The sequence below is a fragment of the Kordiimonas marina genome (assembly GCF_023006325.1).
Taxonomy (GTDB): domain Bacteria; phylum Pseudomonadota; class Alphaproteobacteria; order Sphingomonadales; family Kordiimonadaceae; genus Kordiimonas; species Kordiimonas marina.
In genome coordinates, this window is sequence record NZ_JAINDF010000001.1 from 629,895 (window position 1) to 647,105 (window position 17,211).

Annotated in this window: 10 protein-coding genes; 2 read left to right on the forward strand and 8 right to left on the reverse strand. The window is 58.6% G+C overall.

Going from position 1 to position 17,211, the window contains the following annotated elements; all coding sequences use genetic code 11:
- Nucleotides 1-201: 201 nt before the first annotated feature.
- The 6 genes from K6118_RS02865 to K6118_RS02890 form a co-directional block, all read right to left on the reverse strand.
- Nucleotides 202-2,712, reverse strand: coding sequence for an ABC transporter permease (locus K6118_RS02865; protein WP_247118704.1), 2,511 nt, complete (start codon nt 2,710-2,712; stop codon nt 202-204).
- An 18-nt stretch (nt 2,713-2,730) separates the two neighbouring features.
- Nucleotides 2,731-5,157, reverse strand: coding sequence for an ABC transporter permease (locus K6118_RS02870; RefSeq protein WP_247118705.1), 2,427 nt, complete (start codon nt 5,155-5,157; stop codon nt 2,731-2,733).
- A 45-nt stretch (nt 5,158-5,202) separates the two neighbouring features.
- The gene (locus K6118_RS02875) at nt 5,203-7,704 is read right to left on the reverse strand and encodes an ABC transporter permease (RefSeq protein WP_247118706.1); all 2,502 of its coding nucleotides are present in this window, start codon (nt 7,702-7,704) and stop codon (nt 5,203-5,205) included.
- Between the two features lie 58 nt (nt 7,705-7,762).
- Nucleotides 7,763-10,267, reverse strand: coding sequence for an ABC transporter permease (locus tag K6118_RS02880; RefSeq protein ID WP_247118707.1), 2,505 nt, complete (start codon nt 10,265-10,267; stop codon nt 7,763-7,765).
- A gap of 75 nt (nt 10,268-10,342) precedes the next feature.
- A complete protein-coding gene (locus K6118_RS02885) occupies nt 10,343-11,026 on the reverse strand; it encodes an ABC transporter ATP-binding protein (protein ID WP_247118708.1) in 684 nt (227 codons plus the stop codon).
- A 92-nt stretch (nt 11,027-11,118) separates the two neighbouring features.
- Complete coding sequence (locus K6118_RS02890; protein WP_247118709.1) at nt 11,119-12,375, reverse strand: efflux RND transporter periplasmic adaptor subunit; 1,257 nt, start codon at nt 12,373-12,375, stop codon at nt 11,119-11,121.
- Nucleotides 12,376-12,746: 371 nt separating this feature from the next.
- Here K6118_RS02890 and K6118_RS02895 point away from each other — a divergent pair, with 371 nt between their 5' ends.
- Both K6118_RS02895 and K6118_RS02900 read left to right on the forward strand, forming a co-directional pair.
- Nucleotides 12,747-14,159, forward strand: coding sequence for a sigma-54-dependent transcriptional regulator (locus tag K6118_RS02895; RefSeq protein ID WP_247118710.1), 1,413 nt, complete (start codon nt 12,747-12,749; stop codon nt 14,157-14,159).
- On the forward strand, nt 14,149-15,501 hold the full coding sequence (locus K6118_RS02900) for a sensor histidine kinase (protein ID WP_247118711.1): 1,353 nt from the start codon (nt 14,149-14,151) through the stop codon (nt 15,499-15,501). The genes K6118_RS02895 and K6118_RS02900 overlap by 11 nt, the downstream gene beginning before the upstream one ends.
- 11 nt (nt 15,502-15,512) lie before the next feature.
- On the opposite strand, the gene K6118_RS02905 is transcribed toward K6118_RS02900, so the two are convergent.
- Both K6118_RS02905 and K6118_RS02910 read right to left on the reverse strand, forming a co-directional pair.
- The gene (locus K6118_RS02905; RefSeq protein WP_247118712.1) at nt 15,513-16,454 is read right to left on the reverse strand and encodes an MBL fold metallo-hydrolase; all 942 of its coding nucleotides are present in this window, start codon (nt 16,452-16,454) and stop codon (nt 15,513-15,515) included.
- A gap of 135 nt (nt 16,455-16,589) precedes the next feature.
- Nucleotides 16,590-17,018: an Lrp/AsnC family transcriptional regulator gene (locus K6118_RS02910; protein ID WP_247118713.1), complete on the reverse strand. Its 429-nt coding sequence runs from the start codon at nt 17,016-17,018 to the stop codon at nt 16,590-16,592.
- Nucleotides 17,019-17,211 lie beyond the last annotated feature (193 nt).

The following is a 17,211-nucleotide window of genomic DNA, read 5'->3' on the forward strand; positions in this document are numbered from 1 at the left end:
AATACGATATAAAATGAACATCATTTACTATGAATAACTCCGGTTATAATTTTAGATAAAATTTTATCGACTGGGATTCCTCTTTGTTTTTCAAATAAAAAGGGGAGCGACCAGCACTCCCCTTCCCATCTTCGGGCATAGCGCCCTAGAAGACGGCCGCCCCACAGCGTGGGATTTTCTTAAGGGACGACCGTAAACACATCACTCATACCGAAGCGCGTGGATCGGATTCGCCCGGGCGACACGAATCGCCCGGCTGGCCACTGTCACCCAGGCGATGGCAAGCGCCATCCCCCCCGCGATCAGCGCCAAAATCCAGATATATTCACCGCCGATCCGGTACTGGAACGCCTGAAGCCAACCGGACATGGCATACCAGGCGATCGGCCAGGCGATGACATTGGCGATGAGAACCGGGCGCGAAAACTGCCAGATGAGAAGCTGGACAATATCCCGCGTCGTCGCGCCCAGGACCTTGCGGATACCGATCTCCTTGGTCCGCTGCTCGGCCGTGAACGCCGCCAGTCCGTAAAGCCCGAGGCAGGCAACGATGACAGCCAGCACACTGAAGGCTGCGAACATCTGGGCCTCACGCTCCTCAGCCTGATATTGGGCACCGATCATATCATCCAGAAATTCCCGAACCGGCGGCACGCTGGGCACCAGGCGGTTCCAGGTCCGGTCTACATTCGCCAAAAGCCCCTTAATGTCATTGGTCCTGAAACTCAGGGTCAGGCGGCGATAGCCGTCCGGGCGGTTGAGATAAATGGTCGGGCGAATGCCGAACTTGACGGAACGGAAATAGAGATCGGGAACGACACCAACAATGGTCAACTCATAGTTCCCTGCCTGAAACAGGCTCGCTCGCAACGCCTGCCCGAGTGCCGCCTCAGGCGTCCGAAATCCGAGCGCGCGTACCGCCGATTCATTGATCACCGCCGTAGCATTCCCTACGCTATCGTCCCCCTTCTTATGGGGAATTACGACGTCATTGCTATGCGAACGGCTGAAGGTACGGCCCGCAACAGGCTTGACGCCATAGGCCTCGAAGAAGCCGTCGCCGAAGGAATGATAGTTTAGAAGAACGCCTTTTGCCGGACCCTTGGCCTGACCTGACCCCACGATCGTTGTGACAAGGTTATTCTCATTGTCTTCGCTCGGCACTTCCGAGGAGAAGACCGCGCTGGTGATACCGGGTAGCTTGGCAAATTCGTTGGCCAGTGCATCACGCTCGGTTATGGCGTTGGCACGGCTCAGCCCCTTGAGGACCAACTTGCCCTCATGGACATAGCCCAGGTTCATGGTACGGGCATAACTGGTTTGGGCATAAATGACCGCCGTGCAGACAACGAGACCGATCGATACCGCAAACTGGAAAACCACAAGTATCGCACGGAAACGGCTGGCGCCGTCCACCGCCGCGGACCTGTTCGCCTTCAGCACCTTGACGGGTCGGAACCCCGACAGGTAGGTCGCAGGATAGCTGCCAGAGACGAGCCCAACAACCACGGCGGCGCAAACGAGCCCCAGAAGCAGTGAAAAGTCCGTCCCTGGGTCGAACGTCAGCGTCCGGCCGATTGCTTCATTATAGTAGGGCAGCGCCACTTCAACCCCGACAAGGGCGAGCAAAAGGGCAAACGCCGTGATCATGACCGCTTCGCCCAGGAACTGACAGGCTACCTGCAGCCTTGATGCCCCATGAACCTTGCGCACAGCCACCTCCCGCGCCCGGGAGATAGCCCGCGCCGTGGAAAGATTCATGAAATTGATCGAGGCAATCACGAGAATGAGCAGCGCAACACCGGTAAAGGCATAGACAGTATCCATGTCGCCAAGCGGTTTCTGGTCGCCCATGTTCCCGGCATCCTCATGGGCATACAGATGGAGGTCCCTGAGCGCCATCACATTCAGCTTGATATTGTCGGATGGCTTCGTCCCTTCGGGCACCATCTTGAGGAACGGGCTCTCGCTGTCGAGCCAACGCAGGAGACGGGCGTTGAGTGCCGCCACCGTCGCCCCCGGCTTCAGTTTGAAATAAGTGTATGTGTTGACGCTGTTCCAGGTGTTCAGAATATTCGGATAGGCATCGAACATGGCAGGCTGCATCCGCACCAGCATATCGAACTTCATGTGGCTGTTGCTGGGCAGGTCCTTGAACACACCAGTGACGGTTACATCAACGGGTTTTGGTCCTACGCAGCAGACCCGGAGCGGTTGCCCCACGGGGTCGGATGTGCCGAAATATTTGCGCGCCATGCGTTCGCTGATCACGAGGTCGAGCGGCTTGTTGAACGAGGCTTCTGCACTCCCCTCCACAAACGGCAGATCGAACACCTTGAAGAAGCTCTGGTCGGCGAGCGCCACGGTTTCGATGAAGATTTTGTCACCTACGCGCACACTTGGCTTGTCAAACACCATGCGCACCCCGGTCTCGACAAGATCCGGCGCGTAGGCCTTCACTGCTTCCATCATTCGCCCTGCCGAGCGCACCGTACGAAACGGCGCCCGGTCAGGAGAAATATAAGCCGTGTGCAGCCGCACGATCCTGCCAGAATCCTTGACCCAGCTATCGAAGGACAGTTCGTCCCGCACAAACAGCAGGATCAGGATGCAGGCCATAAGCCCGATCGCGAGCCCGAAGACGTTGATCACCGAGAATAACCGGTTCTTCAATAAATGCCTGAGGGCGGTGGTGAAATAATTCCTGAACATGGTTTTCCTCGCTTATTCTTATTCGTACCGGAGTGCTTTGATCGGGTTCTGCCGCGCGACACGGAGCGTATGGCCGATGATGGTCCCCCAGGCGATCAACAGCACCAGCACCCCGGCCCCCAGGAACGGCAGCGGCGACAGACCGACCCGGTCGATAAAGCCTTCAAGCCAATGGCCGAGCCCCCACCAGGACAGCGGCCAGGCAATAAGGTTCGCAACCAGAATCGGCAATGAAAACTGCCACAGAAGCAGCCTGACGATATTGCGGGTGCGCGCGCCCAATACCTTGCGGATACCGATCTCCTTCGCCCGGCGTTCGGTGGCGAGGGCTGCGAGGCCATAAAGCCCCATCACCGCGATCACAACCATCACGCCGGCGCTGAAGAGCAGCAACCAGCCCTGGCGGCGATCGGTGTCGTAATATTTGGCAAAGGCCTCATCGACGAACTGACGGCGGATTGGCAGGTCGGGGAAGAAATCCCGCCATACCTTGTCTATGGCCGCCAGTGTTTCCGGCAGGTTTTGCCGGCTGACCTTCACGATTTCATGGCGGTATTCCTCCGGCCCGATCCAATAATAGGTCGCGTCCGGTTTCTCCCGCGCTGACCGGAACCGCAAATTATCGATCACCCCGATGATGGTGGAGGGGAAATTGTCCCAGGTATGGACCGTCTTGCCGACGGCATCCTGTGCGCTCGCGAAGCCAAGCTTCTTGACGGCAAGGTCATTGATAATGATGCCATGTGACGCGCCCTTGCCGGGTTCGGTGTAGCTATCCGACGGATGGTCCTTGGAAAACAGCCTGCCCGCGATGGGCTTCACCCCCATCAGCGGCAGCAGGTCTTCCGACATGGCGAAACGGCGAAGCTGTTTCATGGTGCCGTCCGGCAGCCAGACGCCGTTATTGTTGTTATAGCTGTCCCCGGCCATACCGTGGGACGCGCCAACGGCTTCAACCCCCTTCACCCGCGCGAGCGCCTGCCGGAGCGCTTCCTCACGCTTATGCACAACCGGCCGGTCGACACCGCCGATATCCACCAATTGGCTGCTATCGAAGCCATGGTCGGCATTGCGGGCATACTGCGCCTGCATGAAGACCACGGCACAGGTGGTCAGCAGGCCGATCGTCGCCGCGAACTGAAGTACGATCAGGCTGTTGCGAAAGCGGACCCCAAGCTTGGGCTTGACCCCGGCCAGATAGTCCACCGGGCGAAACCGGATCGCGACCATCGCGGGGTATAGCCCACAGATAACGCCGACCACCAGCGTCCCGCCAACCAGGATCGCCAGCGTCTCAGGGCGGTAGATCAGCTCGCTCGACAGGCTTCTGTCCATCAAATGGCAGAAAGTCGGCAGGAACAGCTCGGCCAGGGCAATACCGATAACCATGGACAGAAACGTGAGCGCGATGGTTTCCACCAGCACCTGCATCATCAGGTTCCGGGGGGAGGCCCCCAGCGCCTTGCGGATTGCAACCTCGCGCACACGCTTCATCGCCAGCATGGTGCCAAGGTTCGCGGCATTGATGATGGCAATCGCCAGGATCAGGAAGGCCGTCACCCCCGCAGACCACAAAACGGCAACGCTGCTGCGGCCGCCTGAATCGTGATGCGTGCTTTTGAGGTGCGCATCCGCCGCAAGGGTCAGATAGTAGCTATATGATGGGTGAATGCCTTCAGCCACCCTATCCTTGAAGTCGTCCGCCGGACCGACCCTGAGCGCCAGTTTGTTGATGTCATCTGCAACATGTTTCGGGTCCGCCCCGGCACGCAGGCGGATATAGGTCGGCCCCCAGAAGGAGCCCCAGTTGGTCTGGAGCCAGGCCATATGTTTGAGAAGCGGGGTCGTCATCGGCACGATGGCGTGCATTTCCAAATCAGATGCCTTGGGCCAATCCGGCATGATGCCGGTTACACGGGCCAGATATTCCCCATCCAGCTTCACCACTTTGCCAAGGGCATCCTGATCACCGAAGATACGCTTGGCCGAGGTAACGGAAAGCACAATGGACCCTGGGTCACTGAGGGCGGTTTTCGCGTCTCCTTCGATGAGCCTGATGCCCATCAGGTCAAAAACCCCGGGGTCGCACATGGTCAGGTTCTGCTCATAGGCCTTCCCATCGACCGCGACCGCCACGTCATAATTCATGAAACGGCTGAACTGCTCGATATCACCAATCTGCTCCGCAAACAGTGGGCTGGTCACAGGTGGGATTGTCTCCGCCGTATTCACGGGTTGCCCGGCCTTGTCATAGAAACGCGTTTCCACCCGCATCACGCGGCTCTCGTCCGGAATCCAGCGGTCGTAGGAAAGCTCGAAATTCACATAGAGAAGGATCAACATGCAGGCAGCGAGACCGACCGCGAGGCCGAACACGTTGATCAGCGTATACTGCTTGTATCTGAGCAGGTTCCGGACCGCCGTTTTTATATAGTTTCCAAACACTGTTTTCTCCGCTGTCGTTTGGGCCGGGGTCTTTGCCCCTTGCCCTTATTCGTACCTGAGCGCCTTGATCGGGCTCTGGCGCGCCACCCTTGCTGCGTTGCCGCCCACCGTGAGACTGGCAACCAGAAGCGCGATCACGCCCGCCGCGATGCAGAAGGGCAGCAAAAGCCAGCTGTCCATCCGGTAAGGGAATGTCTGAAGCCAGAGCATCAGGCCGTAAGCCGCCACTGGCCAGGCGATCAGGTTGGCGAGGAGGACCGGCTTCGAGAATTGCCAGACCAGCAGGCGCACGATATCCGCCACGGTGGCGCCAAGCACCTTGCGGAGGCCAATCTCCTTAGTCCGGCGTTCCGCCACAAAGGCCGCAAGGCCATAAAGCCCCAGGCAAGCAATGACGATGGCAAGGCCCGAGAACACGATCAGCAGGGTCGAGCTGTTGGCTTCCTGCTCATAAGCTTCCGCCATGACCTGATCGACATATTCATACTGGAACGGCTGGCCCGGCATCATGGCGGTCCATAAATCTTTGACCTTGGCGAGGAACGCCTGCCCATCCCCGTCAAACCGGACCGTCAGGCTGTAAAACGGCGCCCGCGACCACAGAAAGAGAGTTGGCCCCGCCGTTCTTTTCAGGGAATGGAAGGGAGCATCAGCCACCACCCCGATCACGCGCAAGGTGGCATAGAGGGGCCGGTCATCCGTGCCGCCGACCCTGATGTCGACACTCTTCCCGACGGCTTCCTCAGGCACCCCCAGGTCAAGCACCTTGGCCGCTGTCTTATTGAGCACGATCGTGCCGGAAGCCGGTGCGCCGTTTTTCACGGCTTTCAGGTCGGGCAGACCATCCGACTGCCGGTTCCTGTCATAGGACCGACCGGCAAGAAACTTCATCCGGTAGGTATCCAGAAAGGCCGGACCGATTTTCTGATACTCGATCATCATCGGCGACTGGCTTACATCCTCCGCAGCCCGGGTCGTGACATTATCAAAACCGGGGTGCCCGGGCGTACTGTCGGATAAAGCGGCGCTCTCGGCCCCCGGAAGACGCAAGACCGCCTGCCGGAATGCCTGCTGTTTTTTGGCAGCCCCCTTGCTGTCCAGCCCATCGAGAACAAGAAGATTATCCTTGTCGAAGCCCGGCGACATGGTCGTTGCATAAAGCTTCTGGCCATACACCGTAGCCGTCGCCACCATCAGGGCGACCGAGATCGCGAACTGGAGAACCACCAGCGCGCCGCGCATGGTTATCGACCCACCTGGCTCCGTGACCTTGTTGGCTTTCAAAACCTTGGCGGGCAGAAAGCCCGACAGGAACAGCCCCGGATAAATTCCGCCGATCAAGCCGATAAAGGCCACAAGCCCCACCAGCATGGCGACCAGATGCAGGTCGGTATAATCGAGCGTGAGCGTCTTGTGGGCGAAGCTATTGAAGCTGGGCAACAGCACCTCGACCAACATCACGCCGACCAGAAGCGCCACAAGCGCGGTCAGGACGGCCTCGCCCATAAACTGGAACACCAGCTGTCCGCGCCGGGCGCCCATCACCTTCCTGAGCGCGACTTCGCGGACGCGCAAGGTCGAGCGCGCGGTCGCGAGGTTCATATAGTTGATGCAGGCGATAAGCAGGATGAAAACCGCCACCGCCATGAAGGCCATGACGTTCGTCATGCTGCCCGCCGGTTTCATTTCCTGCTTATCATCCGTGACAGGGTGCAGATGAATGTCGGTGAGCGCCTGTGTCTTCAACTGCATGAGGCTGTTCACATTAGCCGCCTTGTCGTCGGTCAGGTCGGATACCGGGATATATTTCTTGATGAAGGCCGGAAGGCGGCTATTGATCGCGCCAATAGAAACGCCGGGTTTCAGTGTGAAATAGAGATAGTTGGTAAGGCTACCCCACTGGGCAAACATCCAGGGGGTGTCCACGAAGGCCGGTTCATCAATCGCCACCATGGCTTCAAGCCTGAGCGAACTGTTGGCTGGCATGTCACGATAAACAGCCCCAACCCGGTAATCGCGGGGCTTGCTCGCCCGCGTGATCGTCACCACCTTGCCAATCGGGTCCGCACCCCCAAAATATTTCCGGGCAAAGCTTTGGCTGACAGCCAGGCTCGCCTTGTCTGCAAGCACTTGGCGCAGGTTCCCCGCCACTACCTTGAAATTGAAAATGTCCGCGATCTCAGGGTCGACCCAGGCGATTTTCTCCCGGAAGACCTCGCTCCCATAATGCAGGGTCGCACCATGGCGGTTAATGCGGGCTGCGGTCTCGACATCCCCGGCCCAATAAGCCTTGAACGCTTCCTTGACCGGACCGCCGGTATAAACGGTGACGAATGGCGCGCTCCCTGGAAATGTGTAGGTGGTGCCAAGGCGATAGATACGGTCGGCGTGCGCCCAGTCCTTGTCGCAGGAAAGCTCATCCTGCACATAGAGGCCGATCAGGATACAGGCGGCCAAGCCCACTGCGAGTCCGGCGATATTGATCGCCGTATGGAGCCGCTGCCGCAGGATGCTGCGTATCGCTGATTTTATATAGTTTCCAAACACGTGCAGTCCCCCCTCAGGTAAGCAGGGGTGGGAAGCCTGGGCCTCCCACCCCAAACGTTTACTCGTAGCGCAGCGCCTTGATCGGGTTTGCGCGGGCAACCTTGGCGGCGTTACCGCCAACGGTGACCCAGGCAACCAAAAGCGCCAGCAGGCCTGCCGCGATGCAGCAGGGTACCAGATACCAGCTGTCCAGGCGGTACGGGAAGTTCTGTAACCAGCGCATCAGGCCGTAAGCTGCCACCGGCCAGGCAATCAGGTTGGCGATCAGCACCGGCTTGGAGAATTGCCAGATCAAGAGGCGCACCACATCAAACACCGTCGCCCCCATGACCTTGCGGATACCGATTTCCTTCGTGCGCCGCTCGGCGGTGAAGGAGGCAAGGCCATAAAGCCCCAGGCAGGCGATGATGATGGCAAGGCCGGAGAAGATGCCAAGAAGGATCGAGGTATTGGCCTCCCGGTCGAACGCTTCCGCCAGGTTCTGGTCGACGAAATCATATTCGTACGGCACCGTGGTGATCATCGATTTCCAGGTCCCCTCGATCCGCTTGATCAGCGCTTCCGGGTTGCCCTTGAACCGCACGGTCAGACTGTCGAACGGGCTGTGCGAGCGATACAAATACATTTCCGGCCGCAGCATATTCTTGAGCGTCTGGAAATGGATCTCGGGAATGACCCCAATGACGGTCATCAGTGTCTTCGCGGGTTTACCGTTCGGACCTGCAATGCCCATGGTGATCTGCTTGCCGATAGCCTCCTTCGGCGTACCAAACCCGAGGCGGCGCAATGCGCCTACGTTGAGGATGACCGTCCCCGGCAACATTTCACCATCCTTGGCTTTGCTGCCATCCGGAACGCCATCCATCGTACGGTCCCGGCTATAATTGCGGCCAGCCAGTAGTTTGATCTGGTAGGTCTTCAGAAAATCATAGTCGACATTCTGAACCCCCAGGAGGATCGACTGGTCGGTCTCACTGCCAGGCACTTTTACCGAGGTATTGTTTTCGTCCGACGTGCCCGGCGTGTCATCTGAGAAGGCCGCAGAGGTGACATTCGGCATCCGCAGGATTTCCTGCTTCAAGGCTTCTTGCTTGTCGCGCGCACCGGTACGGCCAACGTTATGGATCACCAGCAGATTATCCTTGTTGAAGCCAGGATTCATATTGGTGGCATACAGCTTCTGGCCATAGACGACCCCGGTCGCGATGATAAGCGCGATCGAGATGGAGAACTGCACGACGACAAGGACACTTCTGAGGCGCATTGACCCACTGGTCTCAGCCGACTTGTTGGCCTTCAACACCCGCGCGGGCAGAAAGCCCGACAGCACCAGGGCCGGATAAGCGCCGCCCAGAACCCCGACGGTCACGGTGAGGCCCACAAGCAACAGAAGAACGACCGGGTCACCATAATTGAAGACCATATCTTTACCGATAAACTGGTTGAAGGCCGGCAAGGCCAGCTCCACCAGCACGAAGCCCAGCACAAGGCCGATGGCCGCGATGAAGACAGACTCCCCGATAAACTGCAGGACAAGCTGTCCCCGCTTCGCGCCCAGCACTTTCCGAAGCGCAACTTCGCGGGCCCGCTGGGTCGACTTGGCTGTCGCCAGGTTCATGAAATTGATGCAGGCGATCAGAAGGATCAGACCGGCGATGGCTGAAAAGATAATGACTGTAGTCAGGCTGCCCGCAGCCTTCATTTCCATCCCGGAGCGGGGCGAGTGCAGTTCGACATCCGGCAGGGCCAGCGTATCATAGGTGATGAAGGAAGACGCATCCCGCTTCTGACCACCTGTGATGGCGGACGGCATGGTGATATTCTTGTTGGTGAAGGCGGCAAGCTGGTCATTCACACGCGCGATATTCACCCCCGGTTTGAGCGTGAAATAGACATAGTTATTGACGCTGAACCACTGTGTGAATTCCCAAGGCTCTTGGGCAAAATCTTTCTCATCGATCATCGCCAGGGCATCGAATTTCAGGACTGTATTATGCGGCAGGTCCTTGAAAACCGCGGCCACACGGTAATCCCGTTGCAGGCGATGGACATTAACCGTCACCACCTTGCCAAGCGGGTCCTCGTCACCGAAATATTTCTTCGCCAGGCTTTGGCTGATCGCGAGGCTGGCATTGTCATGCAGGGCTTTGTGGATATCGCCTTCCACGACGTCGAAGCTGAACATGTCCGCCGTCTCGGGGTCGGTCCACATCATCTCCTGACTATAGACACCGCCCTTGTAACGAAGGATGGTATTCATGTTGTTGAAGCGCGTAACCTTGTCGATATCCTCCGAGAAATATTCCTTGAGGGCATGTTTGCTCGGCCCCTGTGCCATCACGGTCACGAACGGTTCGCGGCCCGGAATTTTAAACGTGGTCTGCAGGCGGTAGATATTGTTGGCATTCGACCAGAATTTATCGAATGAAAGCTCGTCACGCACATAAAGGCTGATCAGGATGCAGGCGGCCAACCCGACGGCTAGGCCGATGATGTTGATCGCGCTATAAAGCTTGTGCTTGATCAGGTTCCTCAGTGCCACATTGAGATAGTTCTGAAACATGGGATGTCTCCCCGCTGTCTGTTTTTATTGTTGTCGCCCTTATGGTGGGCTTTTTATCGTTCCTTAACCGCGGCCTTAAACCGCAGCCCGCAGGTTTTCCGTCACCACATGACCGTCAAACAGGTTGATGGTGCGGCGGGCATAGTCGGCGTGGGCCGGGCTGTGCGTGACCATCACGATGGTGGTGCCTTCCTCATTGAGGGACTGCAGCATCTCCATCACTTCCTGGCCGTGGGCGCTGTCTAGGTTACCGGTCGGCTCATCCGCCAGGATCATGGCCTGGTCGCCCACGACCGCACGGGCCACGGCCACGCGCTGCTGCTGACCGCCCGAAAGCTGGCTGGGCATATGCTTGGCGCGGTGGGCGATGCCGACCTTGTCCATCACATGGGCCACGCGGTCACGGCGTTCGCTCGCCGGGATGTTGTGATAGAGGAGCGCCAGCTCGATATTCTCGGCCACCGTCAGTTCATCGATCAGGTTGAACGACTGGAAGATGAAGCCGATATTCTGCTTGCGGATATTGCCGAGCTTGGCTTCCGAATAGCCGGCGACGTCTTCATCCATGAACCAATATTCGCCGGATGAAGGTGTATCGAGCATCCCGACGATGTTGAGAAGCGTCGACTTGCCACAGCCTGAAGGCCCCATGATGGCGACGAACTCACCGTGTTCGATCTCGATATTGACGCTGTTGAGCGCGACTGTCTCCACTTCATCGGTACGGTAGACCTTCGAAAGATTGTGAAGCTTCAGCATGGTATTTCCTTTCCTCACTTCCTGAACCCGGGCCGCATTTACGGGCCATTATTGGGTTATCCTTAGTTGCTGTCGTGTCTCGGACCGGATTGTCATTTCGATCCCAGCTTCAGGCGGTCCATATCCGTGTAGCTGGTATAGGGGGAGGTGATAACTTTCTCTCCGACCTCAAGGCCGTCAAGCACCTCGATAAAGCGGCTGTTGCGGCGGCCCAGATGCACGGTGCGTTTCACCGCCTGGGTCCCGTCGGGGCTGACCACGAAGACCCAGTTGCCACCGGTATCCTGGAAGAAGGCACCGTTGGGGATGAGGGTCGCGGTGGCACTGTCGCCCAGCGTCAGCTTGGTTTGCAGGGTCTGGCCGCGGCGGATATCCTGGGGCTCACCGCCCACAAATTCGAAATCCACCTCGAACTGGCCGTTATTGACCTGCGGGTAAATCTTCTTGACCACAAGCTGATAGACCTTGCCGTCATGATTGAAGCTGGCTGTCTGACCGATATCGACCCGGCCCAGGTAAAACTCATCGATATTAGCGACGAGCTTATAATGGTTCGGGTCGTCGATCTGGCCCATGCGGCCGCCCCGGCTGATGCTTTGGCCAACCTGAAGGTCGAAGCCCGAAAGCTTACCGGCCACCGGTGCCTTTACGCTCAGGTTTTCCAGGTTCTGGCGGGCGAGCGTCAGGTTGTTTTCAAGCCGTGAGCTGGCCTCTTTCAGGAACTTGAGCTGGGACTCCTGCAGTTTGGCATCAGCCGTCTGGCTTTCCTTGGTCACAGCCTGCTTGTTCTTATAGTAGGTGAGCTCGTCCTCGGTATCGTCCAGCGTGGCCTGGGAGACCGCGCCTTTGGATGCCAGAACGCGCTGACGCTCCGCCTGGCGGGTCAGCTTGATGATCTGGTAATCGATCTCCACAAGGTCGCGCTTGTGCTGCAGCCGGTTCTGCTCAAGCTGCAGTTCGATCGTCCGCATATTGTTGAGCTGCTCGGTCACCGCGGCTTCGTTGCGGGTGACTTCAAGCTGCAGATTGGTGTTCGAAAGCTGGACGATCAGGTCGCCCTTCTTGAGCATGGCACCATCTTCCACCAACACCTTCTCGACCCGGCCGCCTTCAATGGCATCCAGAAACACGGTCTTGAGGGGTGTCACCCGGCCGCGCACCGGAATGAAATCCTCGAACACGCCCTTCGAGACGGTCGAGACCACGACCCGGTCCTTGTTGACCTTATAGGTCCGCCCGGAAGACGCATCCATCACCAGCATCGCCAGGAAGCCAATGACAATGATCGCCACCACGCCGATGCCGATCTTCTTCCAGGGTTTCTTTTTCACGTCAACACGCCGGTCCATTCCAGCGCCGGATGCGGCCCCTGAAGACGGGCCTTTCGGTCCGCCTGTCCGGCCGCCGTGCATTGAGATTGGGGTTTCTTTTTTTGCCTTATTTTCCATATCGGTCACTGTACCCATTGCTGTCGTCCATCCCTGATACGCACGTAAAACATATCAGCAAAATTACAGCAAAGGTTGTGCCATCAGAATAACCCATTGATTTTACTTTGTTTCATATCCAGCCGGTCGCATTCTTACACTTTTAACTGTACGATATCGAACACATTCTGTACGGTTCCGAACAGACAAAAGCGAGGACCGGCCAGAACCAAACAGAGAGCCGGACAGATAAAAAAACCGGCCCGACAAATGCCGGCCAGGGAGAAAGCCGAATGGCGACCAAAGACGGGAAAATCCTGATCGTCGATGACGACGACGACATCCTGACGGCAGGAAAACTGCTCCTCAAACGGCATTATGACAAGGTCATAACCTGCAACAAGCCCGAGTTTATCCCGGAGATGTTGGCGAACCACAGTTTCGACGCCATCCTTCTGGATATGAATTTCGGCCCCGGCGAATCCCAGGGCGACCAGGGCTTCTACTGGCTCGGCAAAATCCTGGAAATCGACCCTCAGGCCGTGGTGGTGATGATCACTGCCCACGGCGGTGTCGATGTCGCGGTCGATGCCATGAAAAAGGGCGCCACCGACTTTATCGCCAAGCCATGGCAGAATGAAAAAGTCGTGGCGACCCTGTCCGCCAGCGTCAAGCTGCGCCGCAGCCGGTCCGAAGCCGAAGAGCTCAAGAAAACCAACCGTGCGCTTGCTGAAGTCGCGGCCCAGCCAAAGCAGCCGATCATCGGCGAAAGCAAGGCGATCAAAGCGGTGCTGTCGCTCATCAGCCGCACGGCACCGACGGACGCCAACGTGCTGATCCTCGGTGAAAACGGCACCGGCAAGGAACTGGTCGCGCGTGAACTGCACCGCCAGTCTCACCGCGCCGACAAGGTGTTCATGTCGGTGGACCTGGGCGCGGTGGCCGAAAGCCTGTTCGAAAGCGAACTGTTCGGCCACAAGAAAGGCGCCTTCACCGATGCCCGCGATGACCGGGTCGGACGGCTTGAGGCCGCGAACGGCGGCACCCTGTTCCTCGATGAAATCGGCAACCTGCCGCTGCATCTTCAGGCCAAGCTCCTGACCGTTCTGGAACAAAGGCAGGTCGCGCCCGTGGGTTCGAACCGCACCGTTCCCATCGATATCCGCGTGATCGCGGCAACCAACGTGCCCCGCGAAAAGCTGCATGATGAGGATATCTTCCGCCAGGACTTGCTGTTCCGGCTGAATACCGTCGAAATCCCCCTGCCGCCGCTCCGGGACCGGGCCAGCGATATCCCGGCCATCGCCGGCTATTATGCCGGCCTCTATGCCCGCAAATACGGCAAGCCGGAAAAGCCTTTCAGCGAAGGCGCCGTAGAGGCCCTCAAGGCCTACAACTGGCCCGGCAACGTGCGGGCACTCCGCCATGCGCTGGAGCGTGCAGTGATCCTCTCGGAAGGCGAGGCGTTCGAGGCATCTGACTTCCAGCTTGATGCCCAGCCCAACCAGCCGGGTGCGATAGCCGACGTGAAAGCGCCCGCCCTTGTGGAAGACACGGAGGACGCCGACCTGAACCTGGACCGGCTGGAACAGCGCGCGATCGAACAGGCGCTCAAGCGGCACCGCTACAATATCAGCCATGCCGCCAAGGAACTGGGCCTTACCCGCGCCGCCCTTTACCGGAGGATGGAAAAGCATGGGCTTTAAGAAATTCAGCCTCCTGCTCGCCGGTCGCCTGATCCTGATCATGCTGACGCTTCTGGGCTTCGTCTATCTGATCATCATCCCCGGCTATCATGCCGCCACGCTGCTCGCCTTCGGGGTCGCTGCCGGGCTGACCACCGAAATGGTGCAGTTCGTCTCCAAAACCAATGCCGAGGTCACCCGCTTTCTGGATGCCGCGCGCTATGCCGATTTCAGCCAGCGCTTCAACCTTCAAAGCCTCGGTTCCGGCTTTGGTGAACTGGGGGACACCTTCACTGATATTCTCCAGCGCTTCCAGGCGGTCCGCTCAGGCCAGGAAGCGGAACTCAAGCACCTGAAGGCGCTGCTCGAACACGTACCTGCGCCGCTGATCTCGCTGTATGCCGACGGCCATATCACGCTGTGGAACAACGCCGCCCGGCGGCTTTTCGGCAGCGCGCACGTTACCAAGCTAGCCGACCTGCAGCAGTTCGGCGCGGACCTGGCCAAGCAGGTGACCGTGTTGCAGGCAGGCGAAAGACGGCTTGTCACTTTCGCTGCAGAGGGGCTCGAACAACAGCTGACCATCTCCGCCAGCCAGCTGGTGATCGGCGGCCGCACGGAAAAGCTGATCAGCCTGCAGGATATCCAGAGCGAACTGGACGTCGCCCAACTGCAAGCCTGGCAGGACCTTGTCCGCGTGCTGACCCATGAGATCATGAACTCGATCACCCCGGTGGCCAGCCTCGCCAAAACCGCAGTCGACCTGGTCGAAGACGCCGCGAGCCGCGTGCCTGACAACCCCGAAGTCGTCGATGAACTGGCCGACGTGCGCGACGCTGTCACAACGGTCGCGCGCCGGTCTGACAGCCTGATGCAATTCGTCTCCAGCTACCGGCGCCTGACCCGCCTGCCGCCGCCGGACAAGAAATTGATCCGCATAGAAGACCTGTTCGCGGACGTGACCCGCCTTGCAGCTCAAAACTGGGAGGAAAAAGGCCTCGCGCTTACCGTTCATGTCGAGCCGAGCGAGCTCGATATCTCCGCCGACCGAGACATGATCGAACAGATCCTCATCAACATGCTGCAGAATGCCGAACAGGCGCTGAAAGGTGTTGAAGGGGCAACAGTTTGGCTCACCGCCCGGCTCAACCGCCGTGGCCACGCGGCCATCGAAATTGCCGACAATGGCCCAGGGGTACCCGCCGATATCATCAAGAAGGTTTTCGTGCCCTTCTTCACCACCAAACGGGACGGCAGCGGCGTCGGCCTCGCGCTGACACGCCAGGTGATGATCGCCCACGGCGGCTCTGTCAGCCTATCCGACCGCGAGGGCGGCGGCGCCAAATTCACCCTGACATTCTGAGATTGGGAGCGTCAGGCAGTCGCTGACGGCGCGTTAGGTCTTGAGACGGGATACGCGGGCTTTTCTCCGGCCGCGCCGCCCTTTTCGATCAGCTCAAGGTGCGCGCGCACACAGCCCTTGGCGGCATCGATCAGGCGCGGGGTCAGGCCGACATAGATTTCAGCCACGATGGCGTCCACATCCCTGATGCCACGTCTGAGGCAATCGATGATCTGGTCATGCCGCATCAGCCGGTGCGCCCGTACGGCCTGGATACGGCCCGTGGGGTCCGCGACTTCCGGGCCATGGCTCGGCAGCATCAGGCGCGCACTTTCGGCCTCCAGCTTGCCCAAGCTCATCATATAATCGGCGAGGTTGCCGAGCGGCGGCACCACCACGGTGGTCGACCAGCCCATGACATGATCGCCTGAAAACAAAAGCCCCTGATGGGCAAGCTGGTAACAAAGGTGGTTGGGAAAATGGCCGGGCGTATGCAGGGCTGTCAGCCGCCACATGCCGTCCCCAACACAGTGGCCGTCGGCGAGGCGTTCATCGGGTTCGAAATCCGGGTCCACATCTTCATCCGTCAGGGCGAGAATGTCAGGTGACAGCGCCCCGAAGCCATAGGTCCGCGCGCCTGTCACAGCCTTCAAGGCCCTGGCCGCCGGGCTATGGTCCTGATGGGTATGAGTGACGAAAATACCGGTAATCGGCCGGGTGCCCACCGCCCGCATCACGGCCGCCATATGCGCCGGGCAGTCGGGGCCGGGGTCGATGATCATGACGCTGTCATCACCGACGATATAGGTGTTGGTGCCCGCACCGGTATAGTCCTTGGCATTGTCCGCGAGCACACGCAGCACCCCTGGCGCTACCTGTTCGGCCAGGCCGTACCGGGCATCATGCCTCAGGCGCTGCGCCACAGCCGGGCTCGGCATCAGGCCATTCAGTTCATCTGTCTTATTCTGCTGCACGCTTCGTGTCCCCCCACTTGGTGCCGCTACACGCATCATCCCTCTTAGATTTTTCTCAAAGGCTTATACAGTCACCCTTTCTCACGCCTTGGTGAAACTATTGCGAGCCTGCGACACCCGCAGCCCGAATGAAGGTCAGCTTTCCTTCTTGGCTGACAGCACCAGCGAGGTATTGGTCTTGTTCACACCGTTGATGCCGAGGATGAAATCGAGCGTCTGGTCGATCTCCTCCATTTTGGGGGCTTTAACGATGGCGATCAGGTCGTAGGCGCCGCTGACCACATACATGGTCTTGATATGCGAGTGGGTCTTCATCAGGCCGATCGCCTGCTGGGCATATTTCTGGTCGATTGAGACCAGCACATGGGCCGTGATCAGCTTGCCCTCATATTCCTCATGGGTCTTGACCGTGAAGCCGGCGATCACCTTTCTGTCGATCAAGCGGTTGATTCGCTCCTGCACGGTGGAGCGTGAAAGCCCCAGTTTCCGCGCAAGGGAGGACGTCGCTTCGCGGCTGTTAGCCGTCAAAAGCCTGAGCAATTTTTCGTCTGTCGCATCCAGCATAAGGACCTCCTCAAGGCATCGAAACAATCCCTGCGCCGCCATCGGACACAAGGCATTGGCCGCAAGAAAATTCACCGGCATTTTGCCGACAAAAAGACGATAATTCCGTCAATTTAACGGAAACAATATACTAAAGCGCAGTTTCGAACCATCACTTTCACGAATAGAATCGTCATATGGGACGGAAAAGTTA